This is a genomic window from Agrobacterium sp. LAD9 (assembly GCF_003031125.1).
In the GTDB taxonomy this organism is placed as follows: Bacteria; Pseudomonadota; Alphaproteobacteria; order Rhizobiales; family Rhizobiaceae; genus Agrobacterium; species Agrobacterium radiobacter.
The window spans coordinates 116,821-140,863 of the sequence record NZ_PHGS01000015.1 but is presented as its reverse complement, the minus strand read 5'-3'; the positions used below and the strand labels follow the sequence as shown (position 1 = coordinate 140,863).

General features: G+C 58.2%; 21 protein-coding genes and 1 tRNA gene. 16 read left to right on the top strand and 6 right to left on the bottom strand.

Annotation, left to right across the window (positions count from 1 at the left end):
- Positions 1 to 94: 94 nt before the first annotated feature.
- Complete coding sequence (locus DA915_RS17140; RefSeq protein ID WP_107676700.1) at positions 95 to 1,114, top strand: bile acid:sodium symporter family protein; 1,020 nt, start codon at positions 95 to 97, stop codon at positions 1,112 to 1,114.
- Between the two features lie 62 nt (positions 1,115 to 1,176).
- On the opposite strand, the gene hspL is transcribed toward DA915_RS17140, so the two are convergent.
- Positions 1,177 to 1,659, bottom strand: a complete 483-nt coding sequence (hspL, locus tag DA915_RS17135) for a heat shock protein HspL (RefSeq protein ID WP_107676699.1) — start codon at positions 1,657 to 1,659, stop codon at positions 1,177 to 1,179.
- A gap of 161 nt (positions 1,660 to 1,820) precedes the next feature.
- On the opposite strand from hspL, the gene DA915_RS17130 reads away from it, so the two are divergent.
- Positions 1,821 to 2,066 carry a hypothetical protein gene (locus tag DA915_RS17130; RefSeq protein WP_020810333.1) on the top strand — a complete coding sequence of 82 codons (246 nt, stop codon included), beginning with the start codon at positions 1,821 to 1,823 and terminating at the stop codon, positions 2,064 to 2,066.
- Positions 2,038 to 2,979 (top strand): alpha/beta fold hydrolase, encoded by a 942-nt coding sequence (locus DA915_RS17125; RefSeq protein WP_107676698.1) that lies wholly within the window; start codon positions 2,038 to 2,040, stop codon positions 2,977 to 2,979. Before DA915_RS17130 ends, DA915_RS17125 begins: the two co-directional genes overlap by 29 nt.
- A gap of 20 nt (positions 2,980 to 2,999) precedes the next feature.
- Here DA915_RS17125 and hisN read toward each other — a convergent pair whose 3' ends face one another.
- Both hisN and DA915_RS17115 read right to left on the bottom strand, forming a co-directional pair.
- Positions 3,000 to 3,776: a histidinol-phosphatase gene (gene hisN / locus DA915_RS17120; protein ID WP_020810332.1), complete on the bottom strand. Its 777-nt coding sequence runs from the start codon at positions 3,774 to 3,776 to the stop codon at positions 3,000 to 3,002.
- A gap of 318 nt (positions 3,777 to 4,094) precedes the next feature.
- Complete coding sequence (locus tag DA915_RS17115) at positions 4,095 to 4,979, bottom strand: N-formylglutamate amidohydrolase (RefSeq protein ID WP_107676697.1); 885 nt, start codon at positions 4,977 to 4,979, stop codon at positions 4,095 to 4,097.
- A 181-nt stretch (positions 4,980 to 5,160) separates the two neighbouring features.
- Between DA915_RS17115 and cpdR the strand changes: the two genes are divergently transcribed.
- Both cpdR and DA915_RS17105 read left to right on the top strand, forming a co-directional pair.
- Complete coding sequence (gene cpdR / locus DA915_RS17110) at positions 5,161 to 5,523, top strand: cell cycle two-component system response regulator CpdR (protein WP_003497910.1); 363 nt, start codon at positions 5,161 to 5,163, stop codon at positions 5,521 to 5,523.
- 81 nt (positions 5,524 to 5,604) lie between these two features.
- Positions 5,605 to 5,679, top strand: a tRNA-Val gene (locus DA915_RS17105).
- 311 nt (positions 5,680 to 5,990) lie between these two features.
- Here DA915_RS17105 and DA915_RS17100 read toward each other — a convergent pair.
- Positions 5,991 to 7,097, bottom strand: a complete 1,107-nt coding sequence (locus DA915_RS17100) for a class I SAM-dependent methyltransferase (RefSeq protein WP_107676696.1) — start codon at positions 7,095 to 7,097, stop codon at positions 5,991 to 5,993.
- A 276-nt stretch (positions 7,098 to 7,373) separates the two neighbouring features.
- On the opposite strand from DA915_RS17100, the gene DA915_RS17095 reads away from it, so the two are divergent.
- The 11 genes from DA915_RS17095 (at position 7,374) to DA915_RS17045 (ending at position 21,940) form a co-directional block, all read left to right on the top strand.
- Positions 7,374 to 8,189 (top strand): class I SAM-dependent methyltransferase, encoded by an 816-nt coding sequence (locus tag DA915_RS17095; RefSeq protein WP_107676695.1) that lies wholly within the window; start codon positions 7,374 to 7,376, stop codon positions 8,187 to 8,189.
- A 437-nt stretch (positions 8,190 to 8,626) separates the two neighbouring features.
- The gene (locus DA915_RS17090; protein WP_107676694.1) at positions 8,627 to 9,640 is read left to right on the top strand and encodes a substrate-binding domain-containing protein; all 1,014 of its coding nucleotides are present in this window, start codon (positions 8,627 to 8,629) and stop codon (positions 9,638 to 9,640) included.
- Between the two features lie 69 nt (positions 9,641 to 9,709).
- Positions 9,710 to 11,230 (top strand): sugar ABC transporter ATP-binding protein, encoded by a 1,521-nt coding sequence (locus DA915_RS17085; protein WP_087746183.1) that lies wholly within the window; start codon positions 9,710 to 9,712, stop codon positions 11,228 to 11,230.
- Positions 11,231 to 11,242: 12 nt separating this feature from the next.
- The gene (locus DA915_RS17080) at positions 11,243 to 12,244 is read left to right on the top strand and encodes an ABC transporter permease (RefSeq protein WP_003505919.1); all 1,002 of its coding nucleotides are present in this window, start codon (positions 11,243 to 11,245) and stop codon (positions 12,242 to 12,244) included.
- A 41-nt stretch (positions 12,245 to 12,285) separates the two neighbouring features.
- The gene (locus tag DA915_RS17075; protein ID WP_020009189.1) at positions 12,286 to 13,260 is read left to right on the top strand and encodes a sugar-binding transcriptional regulator; all 975 of its coding nucleotides are present in this window, start codon (positions 12,286 to 12,288) and stop codon (positions 13,258 to 13,260) included.
- Positions 13,257 to 14,255 carry an aldo/keto reductase gene (locus DA915_RS17070; RefSeq protein WP_107676693.1) on the top strand — a complete coding sequence of 333 codons (999 nt, stop codon included), beginning with the start codon at positions 13,257 to 13,259 and terminating at the stop codon, positions 14,253 to 14,255. The genes DA915_RS17075 and DA915_RS17070 overlap by 4 nt, the downstream gene beginning before the upstream one ends.
- Positions 14,256 to 14,375: 120 nt before the next feature.
- Entirely contained in the window at positions 14,376 to 16,100 is a 1,725-nt protein-coding gene (locus DA915_RS17065; RefSeq protein WP_107676692.1) for a glycerol-3-phosphate dehydrogenase/oxidase, read from the top strand.
- Between the two features lie 2 nt (positions 16,101 to 16,102).
- Positions 16,103 to 16,945 (top strand): class I fructose-bisphosphate aldolase, encoded by an 843-nt coding sequence (locus tag DA915_RS17060; RefSeq protein ID WP_107676728.1) that lies wholly within the window; start codon positions 16,103 to 16,105, stop codon positions 16,943 to 16,945.
- Positions 16,938 to 18,437 (top strand): FGGY-family carbohydrate kinase, encoded by a 1,500-nt coding sequence (locus tag DA915_RS17055; RefSeq protein WP_192886585.1) that lies wholly within the window; start codon positions 16,938 to 16,940, stop codon positions 18,435 to 18,437. Before DA915_RS17060 ends, DA915_RS17055 begins: the two co-directional genes overlap by 8 nt.
- A gap of 279 nt (positions 18,438 to 18,716) precedes the next feature.
- The gene (locus DA915_RS17050; RefSeq protein WP_107676691.1) at positions 18,717 to 20,921 is read left to right on the top strand and encodes a methyl-accepting chemotaxis protein; all 2,205 of its coding nucleotides are present in this window, start codon (positions 18,717 to 18,719) and stop codon (positions 20,919 to 20,921) included.
- Positions 20,922 to 21,034: 113 nt separating this feature from the next.
- A complete protein-coding gene (locus DA915_RS17045) occupies positions 21,035 to 21,940 on the top strand; it encodes a LysR substrate-binding domain-containing protein (protein ID WP_003505935.1) in 906 nt (301 codons plus the stop codon).
- 62 nt (positions 21,941 to 22,002) lie between these two features.
- On the opposite strand, the gene DA915_RS17040 is transcribed toward DA915_RS17045, so the two are convergent.
- Positions 22,003 to 22,695, bottom strand: a complete 693-nt coding sequence (locus DA915_RS17040) for an SDR family NAD(P)-dependent oxidoreductase (protein WP_099086284.1) — start codon at positions 22,693 to 22,695, stop codon at positions 22,003 to 22,005.
- A 10-nt stretch (positions 22,696 to 22,705) separates the two neighbouring features.
- A complete protein-coding gene (locus tag DA915_RS17035) occupies positions 22,706 to 23,908 on the bottom strand; it encodes a pyridoxal phosphate-dependent aminotransferase (RefSeq protein ID WP_107676690.1) in 1,203 nt (400 codons plus the stop codon).
- Positions 23,909 to 24,043 lie beyond the last annotated feature (135 nt).

Below are 24,043 nucleotides of genomic sequence, written 5' to 3'. Positions count from 1 at the left end.
TCAAATCGTGATAACTGTTAATCTTTGCATCCGAAATCATGATGAGCGATAGTGACGCCCGTTTCAAGCAAAACCGATGCCGGAAAGACCTCCCATGACCCGCTTCCTGCCCGATCGTTTCACCATGATGCTGGTGGCCACCGTGATTTTGGCCTCCATCTTGCCGATTAGCGGCGAGCCGGCGGAGTATTTCGGCCTTGCGACGAAACTGGCGATCGCGCTTCTCTTCTTTCTGCATGGTGCGCGGCTTTCGCGGGATGTGGTGATTGCGGGCATCCTGCACTGGCGCCTGCATCTGGCGATCCTGCTCGTCACCTTCGGCCTTTTCCCGCTTCTCGGCGTGGCAATCGGTTTCATTCCCGAAAGCATCCTGCCGGCACCGCTTTATATGGGTGTGCTGTTTCTCTGCGTGCTGCCATCCACCGTGCAGTCTTCCATCGCCTTCACCTCCATGGCGGGCGGAAACGTGCCAGCGGCGATCTGTTCGGCCTCGGCCTCGAATATCTTCGGCATGTTCCTGACGCCATTGCTGGTTGGCCTGCTGTTTACGGTGGGCGGCCATGGCGGCGGCTTTTCGCTGGACGCGTTCCTGCAAATCTTCCTGCAGCTTCTGTTGCCGTTCATCGTCGGGCAGGCTCTGCAGCCCTGGATTGGCGACTGGATCCGGGCGCGCAAGAAGCTGCTGTCCCCGGTCGATCGCGGTTCGATCCTGATGGTGGTCTATCTCGCATTCTCCGACGCTGTCATCGAGGGCATCTGGCACACGTTTTCGCTCAGGGATATCGGCGTTGTCATCCTCATCAACATCGTGCTTCTGGCGCTTGTTCTGTGCGTAACCATGTTCGGCAGCCGTCTGCTCGGTTTCAAAAAGGCTGATGAAATCACCATTACCTTCTGCGGATCGAAGAAGAGCCTCGCAAGTGGTGTTCCCATGGCGGGCGCGATTTTCGCCGGCCAGAGCATTGGCGCGATCGTTCTGCCGATCATGCTCTTCCATCAGATACAGCTGATGGTCTGCGCGGTTCTTGCCCAGCGTTATGCCCGCAAGGCGCATGAAAAGGCAGCGATCGCGGAAACGGCTGCCGCAGAGGGTGCGGCGGCGTCCGCTCGCTAACAGGATTTCCGCAAACAAAAACGGCCCCCTAAGGGGCCGTTCTTTTTGCATGTCAGAAAAGCTTAGTTGACCTGAGTCGGGGAAATCTGGGCTTCGATCGTCTTCGGCGCATCGGCGCTGTCGGACGAGATCGCGATGCGGCGCGGCTTCATTGCTTCCGGAATATTGCGGACGAGGTCGATGTGAAGCAGCCCGTTCTTCAAGGAAGCGGTCTGGACTTCGACGTGGTCGGCAAGCTGGAAGCGGCGTTCGAAAGCGCGCGTGGCGATGCCGCGATACAGGAATTCTCCCTCGGTCGTTTTTTCGTCCGTGGCCTTCTCGGCCTTTACCGTCAGCGCATTGGCGCGGGATTCGATGCTGAGTTCGTTCTCATCGAAACCGGCAACGGCCATGGTGATGCGATAGGTGTTTTCGCCGGTCCGCTCGATATTGTAGGGCGGATAGGACTGGGCCTGTTCGGGCTGGCCGAGGCCGTCAAGCATCGAAAAAAGACGGTCGAAGCCGACGGTGGAACGATAGAGGGGGGAAAAATCAACGTGACGCATGGTGTCCTCCTTAAGAAGCGACTGTTTGCGGTTAAGTCCGGCGTCCCGTTCTGGCTACGGCCGGACATATGGCGCGGTCCCGTTCTGGCGACCGCATGAATGAGATGGGAATGGCTTGCCGCCGCGTCAAGGGGCGTGAAAAGGTGAAAGCAACATGAACCATGGCTGAACGTCAGGTTCCGGCATCGTTCAGTTTGAGAGCCATAAAACATCGGTCATCGGAGACATTCTCCGTGGACAGAAGCAATAACGTCCCTTCTTCTTCTGTCTTATTCGCCGGAACCGCGACTGCTTTAACCGACGGTTCCGGCAATTTTTTCTTTGACCTTCCCGCGCCGCCGACCTATCCCGAAAAGGCACAAAAGCCGGAAAAGACCGATGATCGAAGCCACATTGCGCGCCAGTGAAGACAACCCGGTTCCCGGCAACCATACCGTCGGATATTTTACCGGCCATGGCGGCAAACAGCTTCGATATGCGATCTTCCGCACCAGCCGCCATATTGCCCGCGGAACCGTGGTTCTGCTGCATGGCAGGAATGAATGTATCGAGAAATATTTCGAAACGGTTGGCGATCTTACCGCCATGGGTTTCTGGGTTGCGACCTTTGATACACGCGGGCAGGGCGGTTCCGAGAGGTTGCTGAAGAAGCCTGGTGCCGGGCATGTGCGGCGGTTCTCCGACTACCAGCATGACATCAGCCTTTTTCTCGAGCAGGTGGTGCTGCCGGATACGCGGCTGCCATTCTTCATGATCGCGCATTCCACCGGCGCGCTTGCAGCACTTGCAGCTGCTCCCGGCCTGTCGAACCGCATTGACCGTCTGGCCCTTTGTTCGCCCTTCATCGAGCTGGATAGCCAGCAATCGGTTCCCTCACCCGTGATCCGGATTGTTGCTACGGTCTTGAGTCTTGTCGGTCTCGGCAGGGTTCAGCTCGGAAGAGACCAGCGCGAGCGGGATTTCGACGGCAATCCGCTGACCTCGGACGCCAGGCGTTTTGCCAGAAATCTGACCCTGCACCGGCAGTTTTCGGAATTGTTCATCGGCGCGCCGACGGCGCGCTGGGTCTATGAAGCGCTGAAGACCATGGGCCGCGTGATCCGCCAGGATCACCTGACGAACATTACCGTACCGACGCTTATTCTGGCGCCGATGCTGGACACGATCACGCCCTATAAGGCGCAGGAAGAACTCTCACGCAATTTCCGGGCGGCGCAGCTTCTTCCGATAACCGGCGCGCGCCACGAATTGCTGCATGAGCGCGATGTTTTCCGCAAACAGGCGCTGGCGGCCATCGACGCGTTTTTCGCGCCGGAGTGATGGCCGCCCAAGCGGGCTGCCTAGAGTTTGGACAGAATGGCGAGCGCCTGTTCGTGCACCGCTTTTGAGCCGGCTGCGAGAATGCGACCACCATTTTCCGGGCGCCCGCCATCCCAGGTGGTCATGATGCCGCCGGCCTGTTCGATGACGGGGATCAACGCGCCGACATCATAGGGCTTCAGGCCGGATTCGATCACCAGATCGACATGGCCGGCCGCAAGCAGGCAATAGGCGTAACAATCCACGCCGTAGCGGAAAAGGCGGACCTGATCCTGCACTTCTTCGTAAAGGGGCTTTTCTTCCGCAGTGAAGATGTGGGGAGTCGTGGTGAACAAAACGGCGTCCGATAGCGAAGCGCAATTGCGCGTGCGGATCTTCCGCTCGCCATCCGGCCCGAAATACCACGCCGCTTCGCCATCGGCGAAATAACGCTCCTTGGTGAAGGGCTGGTCCATGATGCCCATCGTGGCGCGGCCGGCCGACTGGAAGCCGATCAGCGTGCCCCACACAGGCACGCCCGAAATGAAGGCGCGGGTGCCGTCGATCGGGTCGATGACCCAGATATGGTCGCGGTCGAGACCGACATTGCCGTGTTCTTCGCCGAGAATACCATGCTGCGGAAAATGTGCTTCAATCAGGGTGCGAATGGCGGTTTCCGCTGCCTGATCGCCTTCCGTCACCGGGTCGTAGCCACCATCCTGCTTATTGGTGACGGCAATGCCCGTGCGGAAGCGGGGAAGCGTCTCGGCGCTGGCGGCATCGGCAAGTTTGAAGAAGAAATCCCGGTCGGGCAGCATGCGAAACCTCATCGCCTGAATATTGGGTCTGAATTCTGTGGCGCAATGCATAGACCGGAATCACATCCGTCGTCCACTGATACGGATGACGGGACCGGTGTTTCCATATTTTCAGCAGAAGCCTAAAAAATATGCATAAAATAAAATGATTGACAATTGTGCAGATACTGCGTAGCGTGACCCTGCAGTCTTTGACTGTAAATACCCTCCTTGGGTGTTTCCTCCCTAGACTTGACCGCGCCAAGGCGCGGTTTTTTTTGCCCGGCAAGCCGCCAGGTGATCCGGGATAAAGATTGAATTTGTGGGTGATTCGAGCTGCTACTCGGCAGCGAGCGACGTTTCGATTGCGTATTCGGAAACGAAGACGCCGAGCTGGCGCATGAAGATTTCAAGCGATGCCTGAATGGCCGGAAAATCGGCTTTTTTAAGAAGCGTCTTTTCATCGACATAAAGTGCGCGATTGACCTCTATCTGCAGCGCATGCAGCGAGCGGATCGGCCGGCCATAATGTTCGGTGATGAAGCCGCCGGCATAGGGTTTGTTACAGACCGCGACAAAACCCAGTTCCTCGAGAAAATGCAGGGCGGCGCGGGAGACTTCCTGGGATGCGCTGGTGCCGTAGCGATCGCCGATGATCACATCCGGCCTGAGATTTGAACCGGCGACACGGATATTGCCCGGCATGGAATGGCAATCGATCAGCACCGCCATTCCGAAATTGGCGTGGGTGCGTGACAGCAGGCGGCGCAGGCAGGCATGGTAGGGCTTGTAGATCGTCTCGATCCGCAAAAGCGCCTCGTCGACCGGCAGGCGGTGGGCGTAGATATCCATATTCTCGGCGACGATGCGCGGCACCGTTCCCAGACCGCCGGCGACCCGCATGGAGCCGATATTGGCATAAGGCGGCAACGTGCCTTCGAACATGCGAGGATCGAGTTCGTAGGGTTCGCGATTGACGTCCAGATAGGCGCGCGGGAAATTCGCCTTCAGAAGCGGTGCGCCGATCTCCGGTGCTGCCGCGAACAGCTCGTCGACGAAGTGATCTTCGGAGCGGCGGATCTCGTGCGAATCGAGCCGTGCCGATTCCAGGAAGGAAATGGGGTAGCAGCGGCCGCTATGGGGGGAATTATAGACAAATGGCAGGGTTTGAACGGCAGGTTCCGTTACCTCAAAAAGCTCATATTCACCCGTTACCCAGTCCATTCAGTGCCATTTACCATGTCGCAAACAATCGGGATGTTCATGTTGCCAGTTACGGTGCGGCAAGTCCATACTATCGCCTAAGCAGCGCTATACCGATTCACGTGTTCACACGATATTTACCGTGAAAATCCTATAATCGGGCTAGGGTATTTCAAACATTGAGTAGTTACGGTCACTTATGATGAATCAGAAAATTCTTCTCGCTGAAGACGACAACGATATGCGCCGCTTTCTCGTCAAGGCGCTGGAAAAAGCCGGTTACAAGGTTTCTTCCTTCGACAACGGCGCCAGCGCCTATGACCGGCTTCGCGAAGAGCCCTTTTCGCTCCTGCTGACCGATATCGTCATGCCCGAAATGGACGGCATCGAGCTTGCACGGCGCGCGACCGAACTCGACCCGGACCTCAAAGTCATGTTCATCACCGGCTTTGCAGCCGTTGCACTGAACGCCGATTCGAAGGCTCCGAAGGACGCCAAGGTGCTTTCCAAGCCGTTCCATCTGCGCGATCTGGTGGATGAGGTCAACAAACTCCTTGTGGCGTAAGGCCTCTCAAAAAACCTTCACAAAACCGAAAAAAAGCAGTTGACGCATCAACCGGTTTTGTGGTCTATCCGCCGCCACGGAGGGCGTGTAGCTCAGCGGGAGAGCACTACGTTGACATCGTAGGGGTCACAGGTTCAATCCCTGTCACGCCCACCATCCGAATTCCTTTGACAAAAAGGCCTTGCGAGAGATTGCAGGGCCTTTTTACATAATAGCCCCAAGGTTCAGCAAAACTCCGCCCCTATGAAGTACGTGCCAGCGTCCTAAGGAGGGTGAGCAATATGGCTCCGTCGGATCGCGAGCGAGATAGACGCACCACTTTGGAGGACGCACGCGAAATAACATGCCGCGAGTTTATGGATATACCGGGTGTCCTGATTGTGGGTAGTGGATGCCGGTGGACGGCCCCCAAAAAGGCCACCCAGAGGCGACCGTTTCATTTTTTCATGTCTTGGTCGTCGGACCGACTAACTGGTGAATACCAAGTTGCCATGCTCGGTCACCGACAGCGAAACCGTCGTGTCACCGCTGGCAACGCCGCCGAAGTGGATTCTCCGAACTGGTGATCGATCTACGGAGCCTATTCGTGGGAAGAAGTCAGATACTTGAAATGAGAACACGCTCGTTCCAACAGGGAAATCGCGCCAGAGATCAGCTTCTGCGCCATCCTCAGTGACAAAACAGAAGCGTAATGAACACCCTTTGTCTCCTGACACGGAAACTTTTGCTGACATCACCGAGCGCTGATTTATATTGAGCAACGTGGGTTCAAAAACGACATCGTCCCATTCGCCCGTTGCAGTCAAAGCGTGTTCATTCGAAAGCGCGCCCGCCGGCAGATGCAAGCCTCTTTTGGCGGCGAGATAATTTGACCTCAACTGATTTACAACGTCCGCATTCCAAACCCTGAGACGATCATGTAGGTCTAAACCAACCTCATAATTCGACACGAACAGTTGGCTTACTCCCAAGTCAACAGGCCCACCTTCGTGAGCAAACGAGATAGATGCTGTGACAGGATTAAACCCGATCTGCCTGAATTCCCTCCGCCACCAGCCGATGTTTTCAAGCAAACTGTGAGTCGGATCTCGGTGAAGGATTTCATCCACGATTTCCTTCTGTCCCGAATACGGCCCTTCACCTACAATCGGCAGCATGTGGAAATGGATTGCTGCTCCACTAACCCGCTTCAACTCTGAGAACGCGGAACCCTTTAGCGCGGTCGGGATATGTTCCAGAGCATGAACGGAATACACAAAGTCGAAATGACCATCAATGTACGGCAATTGCTCGGCACCGGCTAATGCGACGTTCTCATGCTCCCGATTAGAGATCGCCCATTCAGAAACATCGATACCATGCGCTTCAACGCCAAGGTCGTTGAGGTGCTTGACGATGATTCCTGTGGCACAGCCGATTTCTAGTGTCCTTTTGGGGCGGAAGACATCAAAAATAAGCTTGGCAATTTCCCGATAAATTGCCGAGGACCTCGCGACCTCAAGGTAATTGTTGTAAACGGTTCCCTTCGTCTGGCCGTTCTGAAAATAGTCCGCATCAAAGTAATCGTATTTCATGACGGCTCCCTTTGTCGGGAAACTACCACTCGGAAATTTCAAACTCAATGCGGTCGCAAGACTAGGCGGTTCACTGCCTCTTGCAATATCGCGTCAATCTGTGGCTCTGTCAGATCGCGAGGATGAAGCACGGACAAAAAATGGGTGACGTGGTTTAACGTGCCGGCATCTACCCATTGGATCTTTGTGTCTTCCTCCTCCAAGCCTTGGGTTTCTTTTGTTGCGCTCGGAGCGGCCACTCACTAATGTCGCGCAAATTTACTTTCGGGGGCCAAAATGAACCGCAACATTCACGACACGAGCGATATCGGGAAATTGTTCCCCATCGCTTCGCAAACATCTGATACTGACAAACTATTCCTAAAGAACGTGATTAGCCTGATGTCGGAAAAGACTGGGGCATTCTCATACATCGAGCTCGGCTCATTTTTGGGCGGCACTCTTGCGCCTTTTCTGGTTGCGAAAGACTGCAACAAAGTTCTATCGGTCGATGACCGTGAACGCCAGCAGCCTGATGAGCGCGGGCCAAAGTATGATTATGCCGGCATAACCAGCCAAACGATGATCGAAAATCTCCAGAAAAACGGACTACCAACTTCGAAGCTCGAGACTTTCGATGGGTCAGTTGAAAATCTTCCGTTGTCTCAGTCGAAATTTGATCTTGGGTTTATCGATGCCGAACACACTGACGAGGCGGTGTTCCGGGATTTCGTGTACCTTCTTGAGCATATGAAGCGTGATTGTGTTGTGATGTTCCACGACAGTTCCCTGACTGCAAAAGGGATCGCCAACATTATCACGCTTGAGCAACAGAAGCGTCACAATAAGAAGTCAGGAATATCCAGGGTTCTTTCCGGCCAGAAGAAGATCGGGGCGTGCAAATTCTTCAAGAAGCGCGATTCCGAGATATCGTGCATGCTTTTCGGTAAGTTCGCGCACATCAATGTGCCGGCTTATCTCGGAGAGCAGGAGCCCACCGAGGAATATATGGCCCGATCTGCACGCTATATTCTTGAACAAAAAATCATCCATCAGGTCGAATTTGATGGCCAATTCAAAATCTTGGATACAAGGGTCTTGAAAGCGTATTGAGTAATATTGGCGTGCCGCTTTGTTAGCGGCGCGCCCTCAGGCCGTTGGCCATCTTCAGGGTCGCGTCGATGAAGCCACTGGTACTCGGCTGCTGATATTCCCCTGCTTGCACCTTGGCCAGCCAGTTCGCCAGATGCGTATTCCCACTCCGTCACGCCACACGACAAAGGCGGATGCCTCTCTCCTCCATTTTGGGTTCGTGGAGGACACATAAGAGGGGAATGTTACTCCCTCTCTCGGAACCGGCGCTCTCTTGCGGTGCTGTCGACAAGGTTTTGGATGCCTGTAGCCGCGCTTCTGCAATAAATTTCAAGTTACAAAATAAAATTCAACCCACGTTGACGTGACCTCGGTTTCCGGCTATCTCAAGTGACGTGCAATAAATTACATCAGATAAAATTTATTGCGGACTAAGTCATTGTCCTTGGGAGGGGAATATGTTGGCTTTTCTGAAATCGACCGCTGCCGCGGGTGTTATAGCCGTGGCGATTTCCGCTGGTGCCGGCTCTCAGGCCGTCGCTGCGGACAAATTCGCCTGCGAGCCGGGCGAGACCTATGTGATGAACGTCATGGTTTCCAGCCACCCCTATTGGGTGCCGGTCTTTGAGGGCTTCAAGCAGGCAGCAAAGGCGCTCGGCTGCGAGGCCGTTTTTACCGGTACGCCGGAATATGACATCACCAAGCAGATCGCGTCCTTCGAGCAGGAACTCGTGAAGAAGCCGAAAGGCATCCTGCTGCACCCGATGCAGGCCGATCCATTTATCGAACCCATCAACAAGGCGATTGGCTCCGGCGTTTCGGTGACGACTTTTGCGGCGGATTCTCCGAAGTCGAAGCGCACTGCCTACATCACCTCTGATAATGTCGCCGAGGCGAAATTCGCGGCTGACGAAATCGTCAAGAAGCTTGGTGAAAAAGGCGAATATGCCGTTCTGGAAAATCCGGGACAGAGCAATCACGATCTGCGCGTCACCGCCCTCATCGACTATATGGGGCGCACCTATCCGGGAATGAAGCTGGTCGGCCGCCAGGCGACCAACCAGGATGCGAATGTCGCCTATCAGGCAGTTGGCGCCCTGCTGCAGGCCAATCCAAATCTCGGCGCATTATGGATACCCGAGGCCGGTTCGGCTGAAGGCGCGACCACCGCTGTTCTCGAGGCAAAAAAGAAGGTCCTGATCCTGCATGCGGATATCACGCCTGCAACGCTGGAACATATCAAGCAGGGCAATATCTACATGTCCATCAATCCCAATCAGGGCGTTCAGGGTTTCATGGGTTTCATGAATACCTTTCTCGGCGCCCATTCGGACCTGATCGACCCGTTCAACGACTACAAGGTTTCCGGCTTCAACCCGATGCAGGTTCCTTCGATGGACAATGGTTTCGCCGTCATCACCAAGGCGAACGCCGCTTCCTTCGATCTCAACGACTATATGAAGGGGCGCTGACGCGTCGCTCTGGACCCGGCGAGGTTTGTGCCTCGCCGGCCATAAGGGAAGCAGGTTCGGGAGGGCGTTATGGGTGAGGTCATCCTCAGCATGACGAATATTCAAAAGGCGTTCGGCCCCGTGCGGGCGCTGCGCAATGCGGCATTTGAGCTGCGGCGTGGCGAAATCCACGCACTGGCGGGTGAAAACGGCGCCGGCAAATCGACGCTGATGCATATCATCGACGGCATTCTGCAGCCGGATGGTGGGGAAATTCTGCTGGATGGCAAACCGGTCAAGATATCCTCGCCCAATGCGGCGAACCGGCTTGGCATCGGCTTCGTGCATCAGGAGATCGCGCTCTGTCCGGAGATTTCGGTCGCCGAAAACATGTTCATGTCGCAGACCGGCCAAAGCCGTTCCTGGTTCATGAACTATCGCGACCTCGAAAGGCAGGCGGCAATCGTGCTACGGGAAATCGGCGATATCGATCCCACCCGCCGCGCCGGCGACCTTTCGATTTCGCAACAGCAGATCGTTGAGATCGCCAAGGCGCTGACGCTGGATTGCCGCATCCTGATCCTTGACGAACCGACGGCGGCTTTGACCGAGACCGAAGCCCAGACGCTATTCAGGATCATGCACCGGCTAGCGGAACGGGGCATTGCCATCATCTATATCTCGCATCGCATGGCGGAGATTTTCGACCATTGCGACCGCATCACCGTCATGCGCGACGGCTGCCATATCAGGACGGAGAATATTGCCGACATTTCGCCCGAGGAGGTCGTCAACAGCATGGTCGGACGGGTGCTCGACAAGCTCTACCCGCCAAAGCTTTCGGACGACGAGAAGTCCGATGACGTCATTCTTTCGGTTCGGGGCTTGAATGAAGGAAAGCGCGTTTTCGATGTCAATTTCGATCTGCGTCGGGGCGAAATCCTGGGATTGGCAGGGCTGATCGGTGCGGGAAGAAGCGAGATCGCCCGGGCGGTCTGCCGGCTGGAGGGGAAGCCGAGAGGCGAGGTAACGCTGCGCGGCCGGCCGCTGAGGCTGAAAGACTACCGTGACAGCATCCGCGAGGGGCTGGTCTATCTGTCCGAGGACCGCAAGGGGGACGGGCTGTTCCTCAATATGTCCATCGCCTCGAATGTCTCCGCGCTCGATATCGGCAGGGTATCGAACGGCATGGGCTTCATCGAACGGCGCAAGGAGATGAAGCGGGCCGATGAGCTGGGACGTCGGCTGAAATTGCGGGCGAACAGTGTTGGCGATGCGGTGTCGACCTTGAGCGGCGGCAACCAGCAGAAGGTAGCGCTGGCGAAGATGCTGTCGGTAGAGCCGGAGGTCATCTTTCTGGATGAGCCGACACGCGGGGTGGATGTGGGCGCGAAGGCGGAAATCCACCGCCAGATCCGGGAACTGGCGCGTGAGGGGGTCGGCGTGGTCGTCATTTCTTCGGAACTGCCGGAACTTATCGGCGTCAGCGATCGCGTGCTGGTGGTGCGCGAGGGACGGATCACGGGTGAGGTCGAGGGCGAAGACATGACGGAGGAAAAGATCATGCAGCTTGCATCGATCAATATTGTGCATAGCCCGGAAAGGGCCTGAGGGAGCGGGAAAATGGCAACATCGGAAACACCTTCAAGCCTTGCCGAAACGGCGGTTCGCCGCACCGCCTGGTGGGAGCCGGCGCTCAAGGCGCGGGAAACCGGGCTGATCGTCATCATCCTTGCGCTTTTTGCAGTGATGTCCTTCATATCTCCCTATTTCCTGACCGTGGACAATCTGCGGGCCATGGCCATGGTCTTCGCCATTGAAAGCATCGTCGTGGTTGGCATGACGATCCTGTTGATCTCGGGCGGCATCGATCTTTCGGTCGGCTCCGTCACCGCACTGGCGATGGTAGCGGCCGGCTGGCTGTTCCTTAACGGTGTCGATCCCTGGGTGGCGGCGGGGCTGGCGATCTGCCTGACGACATTGGTCGGCATGGCCATGGGATTCCTGACCACGGTCATCGGCCTGCATCATTTCATCGTATCGCTGGGCGTCATGGTGATTGCGCGCGGTGTTTGCCTGCTGGCAACGGGCGGGCGGCCGCTCGGGCTCTATTCCCTGCCGCCCGAATTCAAGTTCATCGGCCAGGGTGTGATTGGCGGCATTCCGCTGGTGCTGATCATATTTGCGGTGGTGGTCGTCTCTTTCGATCTGCTGCTGCGGCGCACGACCGCCTTCCGCAAGGTGTTCTATACCGGCAGCAATCCCAAGGCCGCAGCCTATTCCGGCATCCGCGTCGGCCGGGTCGTGTTTGCCACCACCACGCTTTGTTCGATGCTGTGCGGTGTTGCAGGCGTTATCTATATGGCCCGCTTCGGTTCTGCCCAGCCGAGCTTCGGCGTCGGCATGGAACTCAACGTTATTGCGGCGGCGGTTATCGGCGGCGCGAGCCTTTCGGGCGGCTCGGGCACCATTCTCGGTGCAATCCTTGGGGCGATCCTTCTCTCGGTCGTTTCCAGTTCGCTTGCCTTGCTCAATGTGTCTGTCTACTGGCAGGACATCATCAGGGGAAGCATATTGCTGACTGCGGTTCTGTTCGACCACTATCTGGTCAGGCGTCGCCGCTGAGCGCCCATTGAACGCCCATGGGTAACTGGAGAAAGACGATCATGCTGGATATCAAGGACGATTTCGATCAACAGAGACAGATGTATTCCGTCCTGGTGCTGCATTTCATCGAGGGGGTGAAGCAGTCGGAGATCGCCGAGCGGCTCAATCTTTCCCATACCAAGGTGAACCGCATGATTGCGGCCGGCCGCAAGGCGGGCATGGTGAAAATCACCATTGCCAGCCCCTATCAGCGGTTGGTGGATCTCGAAAGCGAGATCACCCGTCGTTTCGGCCTCAGGCAGTCTGTGGTCACACCGACGGTATCCGATAATCCGGAAACCGCCTTGCAGATGGTGGGTCGGGTGGCCGCCAACCACTTGCTGGAGACGATCCGTGACGGTGACGTGATCGCGATTACGGGCGGCAAGGCGGTGAGCGCGGTTGTCGACAATCTGCAGGCGGAGCGTCGTTTCGATGTGCGGGTGGTGCCTTTGACGGGCGGCGTGCAGGGCAAGCACTATACGGATGTCAATCATCTCGCCACGCAGCTGGCGGAGAAGCTCGGCGGCAGCGCCTCGCTCGTGCATGCGCCGCTGTTTGCCGAGGATGAGGAGCAGCGCGATCTGCTGATGAATGTCGCATCGATCCGCGAGGTCTTCGATCTGGCGCGTCAGGCGCAGGTGGCGCTGGTCGGCATCGGGTCGGTGGAAGCGCCGGGTTCCGGTTATTACGATCTTCTGCCGGATGCCGCCCGCGGCGGGCAGGCGCTGGTGGATGCGGGCATCGCCGGGGAGTTTCTCGCCCACCTCACCATGGCGGACGGTCAGCTGGCGCGGATCGATCTCAACTCGCGCGTCGTGGCGCTGGACCCCGGGCAGCTTGCCCGGTGTCCGAATATCATCGGCGTGGCGGCGGGCGCAATCAAGGCCGGCCCGGTGGCTGCCACGCTTGCCGGCCGCTATCTGACCTCGCTCGTCGTCGACGAGGCGATAGCCGGCTATTTACTGGATCATGAAGAAGGGGAAACCTCGTGACGGACAATTCAATATTGACCCGGACGATCGGCGGCAGCGCCATCAGCGCATCCGCCGTGGGGCTTGGCACCTGGGCCATCGGCGGCTGGATGTGGGGCGGCACCGACGAACGGCAGTCCATCGCCGCTATCCAGGCCTCCATCGATGCGGGCATTTCCCTCATCGACACCGCGCCGGCCTATGGCATGGGGCTTGCAGAAACCATCGTTGGCAAGGCAATTGCCGGCAGGCGCGACAAGGTTGTGCTGGTCACCAAATGCGGGCTTGTCTGGCATGTGAATGAGGGCTCTTATTTCTTCCATCAGGATGGCAAGCCGGTTCACCGTTATCTCGGTGCAGCATCCATAAGGCACGAGGTCGAAGAGAGCCTGAAACGGCTCGGAACCGACTATATCGACCATTACGTCACCCATTGGCAGGACGCCACGACACCGATTGCCGAGACGGTCGGGGCTTTGGTGCGGCTGAAGGAGGAGGGAAAGATCCGTTCCATCGGGGCAAGCAACGTCTCGCAGGACGATCTCGAAGCCTATATCGCAACCGGCGCGCTGGATGCCATTCAGGAAGAATATTCCATGGTGAAGCGCGGTATCGAGACGACGCTGCTGCCGCTTTGCCTGGAGAACGCCGTCTCGGTTCTCAGCTATTCGTCCTTGGCGCTCGGTCTCCTCTCGGGCAAGGTCGGGCCGGAGCGGGTTTTTGCGGAAGACGACCAGCGTCACGGAAATCCGCGCTTCAGCCAGGCGAACCGCCAGAAAATCGCGCGGTTGATGGGGGTGCTGGAACCGGTGGCGGCCACCCATGAGGCTTCGGTCGCGCAGGTGGTGATTGCCTGGACGATTGCGCAGCCCGGCATAACATTTTCGCTGTGTGGCGCGCGTGATCCGGCTCAGGCGGTTGAAAACGCCGCCGCGGCGCGTCTTCGCCTCACGGAGAGTGAACTGGCGCTCATCAGCGCCGGCGTCGCGGAGCATCTTGTGGGGCTCGATACCTGATTATGTAAGCTGAGACGGGACTTCAGGCGAACAGCGCATCATTTTCGTCCCGTCTCTCACGTCGCTTTAAACGGTCAACAACATTGGGACGCTGGTCATCAGCCAGCGAACGGTATTTCTATGCCCAGTTTTCGCGAGGACGCTCTGCGCCGCATCCGGCACGATGGTGATTTTGATGCCGTCGTTATCGGCGGCGGCATCAACGGAATTGCCGCCTATCGCGATCTCGCCTTGCAGGGGCTGCGGGTGCTGCTGGTCGAGCGCAACGATTTCTCCTCAGGCTGCAGCGCCGCACCCTCGCGCATGATCCATGGCGGCCTGCGTTATCTCGAAAATGGTGAATTCAGCCTCGTGGCAGAGTCTTTGCGGGAGCGGGACGCACTTCTGAGACTCGCCCCGCATATGGTTCGTCCGCTGCCGACCACGATCCCGATTTTCTCGACTTTCAGCGGCCTTTTCAACGCGGCAGCAACCTTTGCCGGCTCAGGCGGAAAACCCGCAAGCCGGGGCGCTCTCGCCATCAAGGCGGGTCTCATGCTCTATGATTTTGTCACCCGAAAAAACCGTATTCTGCCCCGTCACGCGTTTCGAGGCGCCCCCGGGACTTTGCAGCATTGGCCGGATCTGACGCCGGAAATCAGATACTCCGCCACTTACTACGATGCGTGGATAAGCCAGCCCGAACGGCTTGCGCTGGAGCTTCTGATCGACACCCGTACCGATGCGCCGCAAAGCATTGCGCTCAACTATGCCGAACTTGTCCGTCTTGACGATGAGTACCGTCTTCGGGTGGAGGGCGCGGATGAAACCCTACCCATCCGCCCAAGGATCATCGTCAATGCGACCGGCGCATGGATCGACGAGACGATTGGCACGCTGACCGCCGGGCCAGTGGCGGAGAAAGCAAAACCGACCGTCTCCGGAACCAAGGGATCACATCTGATCATCGCCAACGACGCGCTTCTCAACGCCCTGAACGGCCATATGATCTTTTTCGAGAATGCCGATAATCGCGTTTGTATCCTCTTTCCCTATCTCGGCCGGGTTCTCGCTGGCTCGACCGACATCAAGGTGGATCGTCCCGAACGGGTGCGCTGCGAGCCCGAGGAGCGGGACTATATTCTGGACGCGATCCGGCAGGTCTTTCCGCAGATTGACATCGACCATTCCGACATCGTCTTCAGTTTCAGCGGCATACGCCCGCTGCCGCGCAGCGATGCCGCCTTTACCGGAAAAATATCCCGCAGCCATTTCATCCACCGCGTTGCGGGCGATCCGCCACAGCTCTGCATGATCGGCGGCAAGTGGACCACCTTCAGAGCCTTTGGTGAGCAGGTGACCGACGAGGTTCTGGCCTTTCTTGGACGCAGACGACTGACCGGCACCATGGATCGCCCGATCGGCGGCGGCAGGAATTTTCCCACCGGCGCAGGCAGCCTACCGGCCTTGCTGTCGGAGGAGTTCTCGATCGCCGGAGACCGGGCGGAGCATCTGGCTCTGGCTTACGGCTCCCGCGCCTTCGATCTGATGGGCTTTTGCCGGGACCGCGCAGATGATGCACCGCTTTCAGAAAAATCGCCGATAACGGCCGCGGAGGTGATCTGGCTGATCCGCTGTGAACACGTGCGACACCTGACCGATCTCGTGTTGCGGCGTACGACGCTCGCCATCACCGGCGTCGTCGATGCCGAACTGATCGACGCGATCTTGAACGTCGCGGCACGCGAGCTGGGCTGGCCGACCACCCAGGCGGCAGCGGAACGGCAGCGGCTTACCCATGAGCTGGAGACTTTTTACGGCGTCACGCCGGCAATGCTTCAACACAGATGCAAGGAGAATGCATGATGATGCGGATTTCGAAAAAGGCGCGCATGAACCGGCTGTTTCGCAATGGCGGCTGCCTCGATGTGGCCATCGATCACGGGGTTTGCAACGAGCCGAGCTTCCTTGTCGGGCTGGAGGATATGGCGCAGACCGTGGGCAGGCTGGTCGAGGCCGGTCCCGATGCTATCCAGATGGCCTATGGGCAGGCCGATCTGCTGCAGCAGCGGTCGGAGCGCGACAAGCCGGCCCTCGTCATGCGTATCGACATGGGCAATCCCTATAATTCCACGCGCCACAGAACGATGTGGTCGCAGCTACAGAACCATCATGATCCGATCATCGGTGCGCTGGAAATGGATGCCGCCTGCGTCGTCGTGAACCTGTTCATGCTGCCGGACGAGCCGGACCTGTTTCGTCAGTGCGTCGAAAACATCAGCCGCGTGCGGGCAGATTGCCATCGTTTCGGCATGCCGCTGATGATCGAGCCGCTGGTGATGCTGCCCAATGATATCAGGGGCGGTTATCAGGTGGATGGCGATGCGGAAAAGATCGTCACGCTGGTGCGTCTTGCCTCGGAAATGGGAGCCGATATCATCAAGGCCGATCCGACCAGCGATCCGCGCGATTTTCACAAGGTGATCGAAGCCGCGCGGTGCCCGGTGCTGGTGCGGGGCGGGGGGCGTGAGGACTTGCGCAATGTACTGGCAAAATCGGCGACTCTGGTGGCCGAAGGCGCGAACGGCATGGTCTATGGGCGCAATATCTATCAGCACGACAATCCCAAGGCCGTCGTTGCGGCGTTGATGGCCATCATCCATCAGGGTGCAGGTGGTGAGGAAGCATGGGATATCTATAATCGTGGCTGACAAAAATTACATATTGGGTCTCGATGTCGGCAACACGGTCATCAAGGCCGTGCTGTTCGACACGGCGGGCCGGCAGATCGCGCAACACGCCATCGATGGACATTCGACGTTCCCCCAGCCCGGCTATGTCGAGCGCGATCTCGAGGAATTATGGCGGAACGGCTGCGAGGCGATCCGCCAGCTTCTGGTAAAATCCTCTGTCGATCCCTCCAGCATCCTGGCGGTGGGCTGCGCCGGCCACGGCAATGGTCTTTACCTCCTGGACAAGAACCAGCAGCCCCTGATCGGCATCCAGTCGCTCGACAGCCGCGCCGCCGATGTGGCGGCCGAGCTTGACCGGAAAAGCGGAGCGCAGTTGCAGGCTCGTTGCCTGCAGCGGCCATGGCCTGCGCAAACACCCAGCCTGCTTGCCTGGGTCAAACGGCATGCGCCCAATCTATACGGGCAGATCGGCACGGTCCTGTTCTGCAAGGATTTCGTCAATTTCCGCCTGACGGGTTGCCTTGCCAATGATATTTCCGACCTCAGCGGCGCGGGGCTGCTGGCCTTGCCGGAAGCGCGGCTCGACCGCGAGCTTCTGTCACTTTACGATCTTGAGGACGCGTTCGCGTTTTTCCCCCGTCTCGTGGAATCGGCCGACATCGTCGGCCATGTGACGGGCGAGGCCGCGGCTATGACGGGGCTTTCCGAAGGCACACCCGTCATCGGCGGCTTCTTCGATGTGGTCTCCAGCGCCATGGGGTCGGGCGTCATCAATGCCGGGGAAGCTTCCATCATCGCTGGCACCTGGAGCATCAATCAGGTTTTCGCAGACAAGCCGGTCATCAGCCCCGATGTCTTTATGGTCACGACCTTTGGCCGTGACCGCTATGTCAATATCGAATCCAGCGCCACTTCCGCCGCCAATCTCGAATGGTACGTGCATCGTGTTCGCGGCGACCATGGCGACCATGCCTTCGAGCGCTGCAACGAACTGGTCGGCTCCGTCACGCCGCGCGCTGACGATCCGTTCTTCCATCCGTTCATTTTCGGATCGAGGCTGGGTGCGGAATTTCGGGGCGGCTTTTATGGCCTCGCCGGATGGCATGGTGAGGGCCATATGTTGCGTGCCCTGTTCGAAGGCGTGTGTTTCGAACATCGCCGCCATATCAGTGTCCTGCGCGAAGCGGGATTGCCGGTGGAAACCGCCGTGATGTCCGGCGGCGGTTCCCGCAGCCAGCATTGGCCGCAGATCATGGCTGATGTTCTGGAAATTCCGCTGCGTGTCGCGGAGGCGCGCGAGACGGGCGCACTCGGCGCGGCCATTGGCGCGGCCGTGGCGATTAGGCTTTATCCTGATTATGAGGAGGCGGTTGCGGCGATGACACGGGTTGCGAATGCTTATCAGCCGGATGCTGCGCAAGTCTCGCACTATGGGCGGCGCTATCGTCTCTATGCAGAATTGACCGCACAGTTGCGTGGCTTCTGGAGCGCCTTGAGGTTACCGCAATAGTCTCCGGCTTCGGCAGAGCGCAATCCCGCGCTGCATCAAGCAGAGCCCCTGCGCAGAGAAGTATCTGTGCAGGGGATAAAATATCGCGTAATAGTTTGTATATACTTCAGTATTGCAACTTTATAAAGTATTGATGTTTTTTAATTGCGCATGAAAAATAGAATTGAAAGTAAATCTTAAGCTTAACTTCTTAAGCTCACTCTCCAGCCCGGTCGCCAACAGTTGCGCACGCACCCGTAACTCCCGCTACCGTCGCAGCATAGTTTTGAGGGATGGGACATGCTTTTTAAATCGACAACGGGCCGGAATATTTTTGCGGTTGCCGCATGTGGTGTCTTTGCGACGATCGCGGCTTCGGCCGTGCTGTTTTATCGGTCCATGGAGGATACCAGGGCCAACAATCTCGAGCGTATGCGGCAGATCGCCCATGCCGAAGCGCTAGTGACCGAAAAGAATATCGGCGGTACCATTCACATCGTCAACAGCCTCGCCTCGGTTCTGGAATCGATGAAACAGTCAGGTGATGCCGACCGGGGCAAGGCCGATCAGATCATTCACCAGATGCTGGTCAATAACCCCGATATCCTTGGCCTCTGGACCGGATGGGAGCCCAATGCGTTTGACGGTAAGGACGCGGATTTCGCTAACAGGGAAGGCCATGACGCGACAGGCCGGTACATACCCTATTGGGTGCGCAGCGGCGGCAAAATAAGCAATACCGCTTTGACCGACTATGCCACCGCAGGCCCGGGCGATTATTATCAATGGCCCTTTACCCTGAAGAAAACGGTCGTCATCGAACCCTATTCTTATGCAATCGACGGCAAGGAGGTTCTGATCACCTCGATCGCCAAGCCGGTTATGGTCGATGGCAAACCTCTGGGCGTTGCTGGCCTCGACCTGTCGCTTGATGAAACAGGCAAGGCGCTTTCGACCGTGCGGCCCATGGGAACGGGTTTCGTCAGTCTCGTCAGCGGCGGCGGCAAGATCATCAGCCACCCGGATGCGGCGATCATGGGAAAAAGCCTTGCGGATGGCGGTGCGCAGACCGCTGGCTGGGATCAGCTGATTGCAAATCCCGGTGCGGAGCGGGAGATTACCACACAGGACGGAACGAAGTCCTTCGCCATCGCCTTGCCCGTCATGCTTACCCAGGACATGAAATGGTACGCAATCATCTCGGTGCCGGAAGAAACAGTGCTTGCGCAGCTGCATGCCATGATGCGTGACGCCGCTGTGACGATCGTGACGGCCACCGTGCTGCTGGCGCTGGCGGGATGGTTCATCGCGCGGCGGTTCATCGGGCGCATCGCCAACATCATCGATGAGACCGCCCAGATTGCGCAGGGAAATCTTCAGCTGACACTGAAGGATATCGAGACAAGGGACGAGATCGGCGATCTTGCCCGCTCGCTTGACGTTCTGCGCGAAAACAATCGACAAAAGGCCTCGCTGGAACAGCAGGCGGAGAGCAACCGCGCGCTTGGCGAAGAAGAGCGCACGGTCCGGGAACGCAGGGCCGCCGATGAGGCGAGCAGCATCCGCTTTGCCGTCGACAGCCTGGCCTATGCGCTGGCAAAGCTCGCCGACGGCGATGTGTCCTGTCGAATAGACGATCCCTTTGTCGAGCAGCTCGATGCGGTGCGGAGCGACTTCAACGGCTCGGCCGGGAAATTGCAGGACGCGCTTCTGCGGGTATCGGAAAATGCCTCTGGCATCGATGCCGGCGCCAATGAAATCAAGGCGGCGTCCGATGATCTGGCGCGGCGAACGGAGCAGCAGGCGGCGGCCGTTGAAGAAACCGCTGCCGCCCTTGAGGAGATCACGATCACGGTAAAGGACGCCGCGAACCGTGCACATGAGGCGGGCCGGCTCGTTTCCCGCACGCGCATCGGCGCGGAACGGTCGGGTGAGGTCGTACGGCAGGCCGTGCTGGCGATGGAGCGGATAGAGAAATCGTCAAACGAGATTTCCAGCATCATAGGCGTGATCGACGAGATCGCCTTCCAGACGAATTTGCTGGCGTTGAATGCCGGGGTGGAAGCGGCGCGTGCCGGAGAGGCGGGCAAGGGTTTTGCCGTGGTGGCGCAGGAAGTGCGTGAGCTTGCCCAACGCTCCGCCGCCGCGGCGAAGGAAATCAAGTCACTGATCACAAAGTCGAACCAGCAGGTCGAAGAGGGCGTGAATCTTGTCGGCGACACCGGCAAGGCGCTCGATGTCATCGTTGCCGAAGTGCAGGAGATCAACCAGCACGTCGCCGCGATCGTGGAATCCGCGCAGGAACAGTCGTCCGGCCTCCAGCAGATCAACGTTGCCGTCAACCAGATGGATCAGGACACGCAGAAAAATGCGGCAATGGTCGAGGAGATGACTGCCGCTAGCCACACGCTTGCAACGGAGGTCGATGCGCTGAACCGGCTGCTCGGCCAGTTCGAACTCGGTCAGGGAACGGGTGTCCATCGGGGTTCTCTCAGGGCGGCCTGATTGGACGCCTTCGCCATCGGCGCTGTTGGGGCCGGCGGGGAAATGGAAGATGGACTTTGTCTGCAAATTGAGCATCTTATTCCTGCAAGCAGTAATGGGATGATCAACAGCAGATGGATATCAGGCGCCTGAAATCGTTTATCACGATTGTCGACATGGGTAGCATAACCAGGGCGGCCGATGTGCTGCATATTGCCCAGCCGGCGCTTAGCCAGCAACTGGCGAGTATCGAGGAGCATTTCCGCCAGAAACTGCTGACCCGAAGCCAGCAGGGCGTGGTCATGACCGATGCCGGCAAGGTCGTCTACAGGCATGCGCAGGTCATTCTGCGACAGATGGAGCAGGCGCAGGCGGAGGCTCTGGAAGCGGGCGCGGTGCTTTCCGGCAAGGTATCGGTGGGGCTTGCGCCTTTCAGCAGCGCCGCGACGCTCTCGCTGCGTCTGATGGAAGAAACCAAGCGGCTTCATCCCGGCATTCTGCTGCACATCACGGAAAGCGTCAGCCAGCCCTATAGCCAGATGATCATGAATGGTCGTCTGGAAATGGGCTTGATTCACGGCACCGGGCCGATCAGGGGCGTCAAGTTCACGCCGCTGTTGCGTGAGGAATTCGTGCTGGTCGTGCATCGCAGCTTCGGCGTGGAACCGGGCGACGCGCCGATCACGGTGGCGGATCTGGCGTTTCTGCCCTTCCTTCTGCCGCCGACCTATAATTTCGTACGCCGTGCCATCAATCTCGCTTTCACCCGCAGCCGCAAGGATCTGATCGTCATGGCGGAGCTGGAATCGGTAAGAACCATCGCGCGCGGCGTGGATGCCGGGCTTGGCGCGACCATAACGCCCAAGGCCATCGCCGACCGTATCGTGGCGGAATCCAATGAGGAAATCGTCGTCAGGCAGATCGCCAGCCCGATGATCGAGGAAACGCTGTCCTTCTGCGTATCGGACAATACGCCGCTCTCCGAGCCTGCGCTGGCCGTCAAGGAGATATTGCTGCAACTGGCGGAGACCCTGAAATAAAAGGGTCAGGCCGGTTTTAAACTACGCGCGGCACAGTCATTCTGTACCGCGCGCAGAAAAGATTAAAGCATTGATTCCTTGCGGCAATTCACCAGCAATTCGGCCACCGAAAGGTTGTTCGGCAGGCAAAGCAGGGTTTCCACCATTTCAGCGAGATCCTCCGGCTGGGTCATATCCTCGCGGCTGACTTCCGTTTCGCCTGCTGTCATGTCGGTCGCGATGTAACCTGGGCAGAGGGCGGTAGCGCGCACGCCGCTGTCCCATAATTCCTGGCGGATGCCGTGGGTGAGGGCGACGACGGCGAATTTCGTCATTGCATAACCGACATTGGAGCCAACGCGGCGTCCCGCCAGCGAGGCGACATTTATGACCCTGCCCTTTCCGGACTTGACGAGATGGGGAATGGCGGCGCGTGTTACCCTCAGGGGCCCCTTGACGTTGATGCGCCACATCTGGTCGAGGCTTTCTTCGCCCGCATCCATGACCCGGACCTTCGGGTTGATGCCGGCGCAATTTACCAGACCGTCGATCCGGCCATATCTTGTTGCGACGGCTTCAACCCAGGCCTCGGCCGAGCCCGCCTCTTCCGCATCGTATCGATCAGCCGAAAGCCGGTCCTTTACCGCAACAGCGGCCGGATTTCGCGCTCCCGCCGCGACGGTGAAACCGGCTTCGTGAAGCCTCTTGGCGATCGCAAGGCCAAGGCCTCGCGATGCGCCGGAAACCATGATGACACGGCCACTTCCTCCCAACATGCTGCTCTCCCTATTTCATTCCATTGCAGAATTCGGCGATGCGGGCGCAGCCTTCGGCCAGGTTCTCCATGCTGGTGGCATAAGAAAGCCGGAAGAAGGGGCTCAAGCCATAGGCCGCACCCTGCACAGTCGCAACGTGATGTTCGGCGAGAAGCGCCATGACGAAATCGGTGTCGTTCTCGATCTTCGTGCCGCCCTTCGTCGTCTTGCCGATCAGCGCCCCAATGTTCGGGAAGATGTAGAAGGCGCCTTCGGGCTTGTGGCAGCGGATGCCGTCGATCTCGGCGAGCTTGCCGAGCACGAAGTCGCGGCGCGTCTTGTAGATATCGGCGCGTTCCTTCAGCAGATCCTGCGGACCGTCGAGAACCGCGACGGCGGCAGCCTGTACGATGGTTGCGACACCACCGCTGTTCTGGGTGTTGACGTTGCTGATGGCCTTGATGAGGTCCTTCGGGCCGCCGCAGAAGCCGAGACGCCAGCCGGTCATGGCATAGGCTTTCGATGCGCCGTTGACGGTCAGAACCCGATCATAGAGCCGCGGTTCGACTTCGGCGATGGTGCAGAATTCGAAGTCGTCATAGATCAGATGCTCATACATATCGTCAGTCATGATCCAGACATGCGGATGCCGCAGCATGACTTCGGCGATCTCTTTCATTTCCGCTCGCGAGCAGGCGGCGCCGGTGGGGTTGTTTGGGAAGTTGAAAAGCAGCCATTTGGTTTTCGGGGTGATGGCGGCTTCGAGATCTTCGGCCCGCAGGCGGAAACCGTTATTTTCGGGGCAAACCACCGGCACCGGCACGGCGCCCGAAAACTTGACGATATCGGCATAGCTGATCCAGGACGGCGCGGGGATGACGACTTCGTCGCCTGGGTCGCAGGTGGCCATGATGGCGTTGAAGATGATCTGCTTGCCGCCGCCCGCCACCAGAATCTGGCTTGGATCGTAGTCGAGATTGTTATCACGCTTGAACTTCCGCTGGATGGCGGCGCGCAGGGCAGGCGTTCCGTCGGCGGGCGGATATTTCGTATCGCCGGCAAGGGCGGCCGCGTGCGCCGCTTCAACCGCGTGGGCAGGGGTCGGGAAATCCGGCTCGCCGGACGACAGGCTGATGACCTTGATGCCCTGAGCCGCGAGGTCGCGGGCTTTCTGGGTCATGGCAAGCGAGGCTGAAACGGTGACGTTGTTGAGGCGTTGGGCGATAGCGGGCATGGATCATTTCCGATTGTAACGGTGAAGGCAGGCATCTTCGTGGTGCCAGTGCATGACAAAGAGGTTACGGGAAATTTCCGCCGTTTCCCCAATACGACTTCGATGTGAGGTCATACGGGATTTTGATGCATCGCT

What these genes read in the sequence shown, in the direction of transcription:
- DA915_RS17140 (WP_107676700.1), top strand. Translation starts at nt 95, where the DNA reads ATGACCCGCTTCCTGCCCGATCGTTTCACCATGATGCTGGTGGCCACC.
- hspL (WP_107676699.1), bottom strand. Translation starts at nt 1,659, where the DNA reads ATGCGTCACGTTGATTTTTCCCCCCTCTATCGTTCCACCGTCGGCTTC.
- DA915_RS17130 (WP_020810333.1), top strand. Translation starts at nt 1,821, where the DNA reads ATGGCTGAACGTCAGGTTCCGGCATCGTTCAGTTTGAGAGCCATAAAA.
- DA915_RS17125 (WP_107676698.1), top strand. Translation starts at nt 2,038, where the DNA reads ATGATCGAAGCCACATTGCGCGCCAGTGAAGACAACCCGGTTCCCGGC.
- hisN (WP_020810332.1), bottom strand. Translation starts at nt 3,776, where the DNA reads ATGCTGCCCGACCGGGATTTCTTCTTCAAACTTGCCGATGCCGCCAGC.
- DA915_RS17115 (WP_107676697.1), bottom strand. Translation starts at nt 4,979, where the DNA reads ATGGACTGGGTAACGGGTGAATATGAGCTTTTTGAGGTAACGGAACCT.
- cpdR (WP_003497910.1), top strand. Translation starts at nt 5,161, where the DNA reads ATGAATCAGAAAATTCTTCTCGCTGAAGACGACAACGATATGCGCCGC.
- DA915_RS17100 (WP_107676696.1), bottom strand. Translation starts at nt 7,097, where the DNA reads ATGAAATACGATTACTTTGATGCGGACTATTTTCAGAACGGCCAGACG.
- DA915_RS17095 (WP_107676695.1), top strand. Translation starts at nt 7,374, where the DNA reads ATGAACCGCAACATTCACGACACGAGCGATATCGGGAAATTGTTCCCC.
- DA915_RS17090 (WP_107676694.1), top strand. Translation starts at nt 8,627, where the DNA reads ATGTTGGCTTTTCTGAAATCGACCGCTGCCGCGGGTGTTATAGCCGTG.
- DA915_RS17085 (WP_087746183.1), top strand. Translation starts at nt 9,710, where the DNA reads ATGGGTGAGGTCATCCTCAGCATGACGAATATTCAAAAGGCGTTCGGC.
- DA915_RS17080 (WP_003505919.1), top strand. Translation starts at nt 11,243, where the DNA reads ATGGCAACATCGGAAACACCTTCAAGCCTTGCCGAAACGGCGGTTCGC.
- DA915_RS17075 (WP_020009189.1), top strand. Translation starts at nt 12,286, where the DNA reads ATGCTGGATATCAAGGACGATTTCGATCAACAGAGACAGATGTATTCC.
- DA915_RS17065 (WP_107676692.1), top strand. Translation starts at nt 14,376, where the DNA reads ATGCCCAGTTTTCGCGAGGACGCTCTGCGCCGCATCCGGCACGATGGT.
- DA915_RS17060 (WP_107676728.1), top strand. Translation starts at nt 16,103, where the DNA reads ATGCGGATTTCGAAAAAGGCGCGCATGAACCGGCTGTTTCGCAATGGC.
- DA915_RS17050 (WP_107676691.1), top strand. Translation starts at nt 18,717, where the DNA reads ATGCTTTTTAAATCGACAACGGGCCGGAATATTTTTGCGGTTGCCGCA.
- DA915_RS17045 (WP_003505935.1), top strand. Translation starts at nt 21,035, where the DNA reads ATGGATATCAGGCGCCTGAAATCGTTTATCACGATTGTCGACATGGGT.
- DA915_RS17040 (WP_099086284.1), bottom strand. Translation starts at nt 22,695, where the DNA reads ATGTTGGGAGGAAGTGGCCGTGTCATCATGGTTTCCGGCGCATCGCGA.
- DA915_RS17035 (WP_107676690.1), bottom strand. Translation starts at nt 23,908, where the DNA reads ATGCCCGCTATCGCCCAACGCCTCAACAACGTCACCGTTTCAGCCTCG.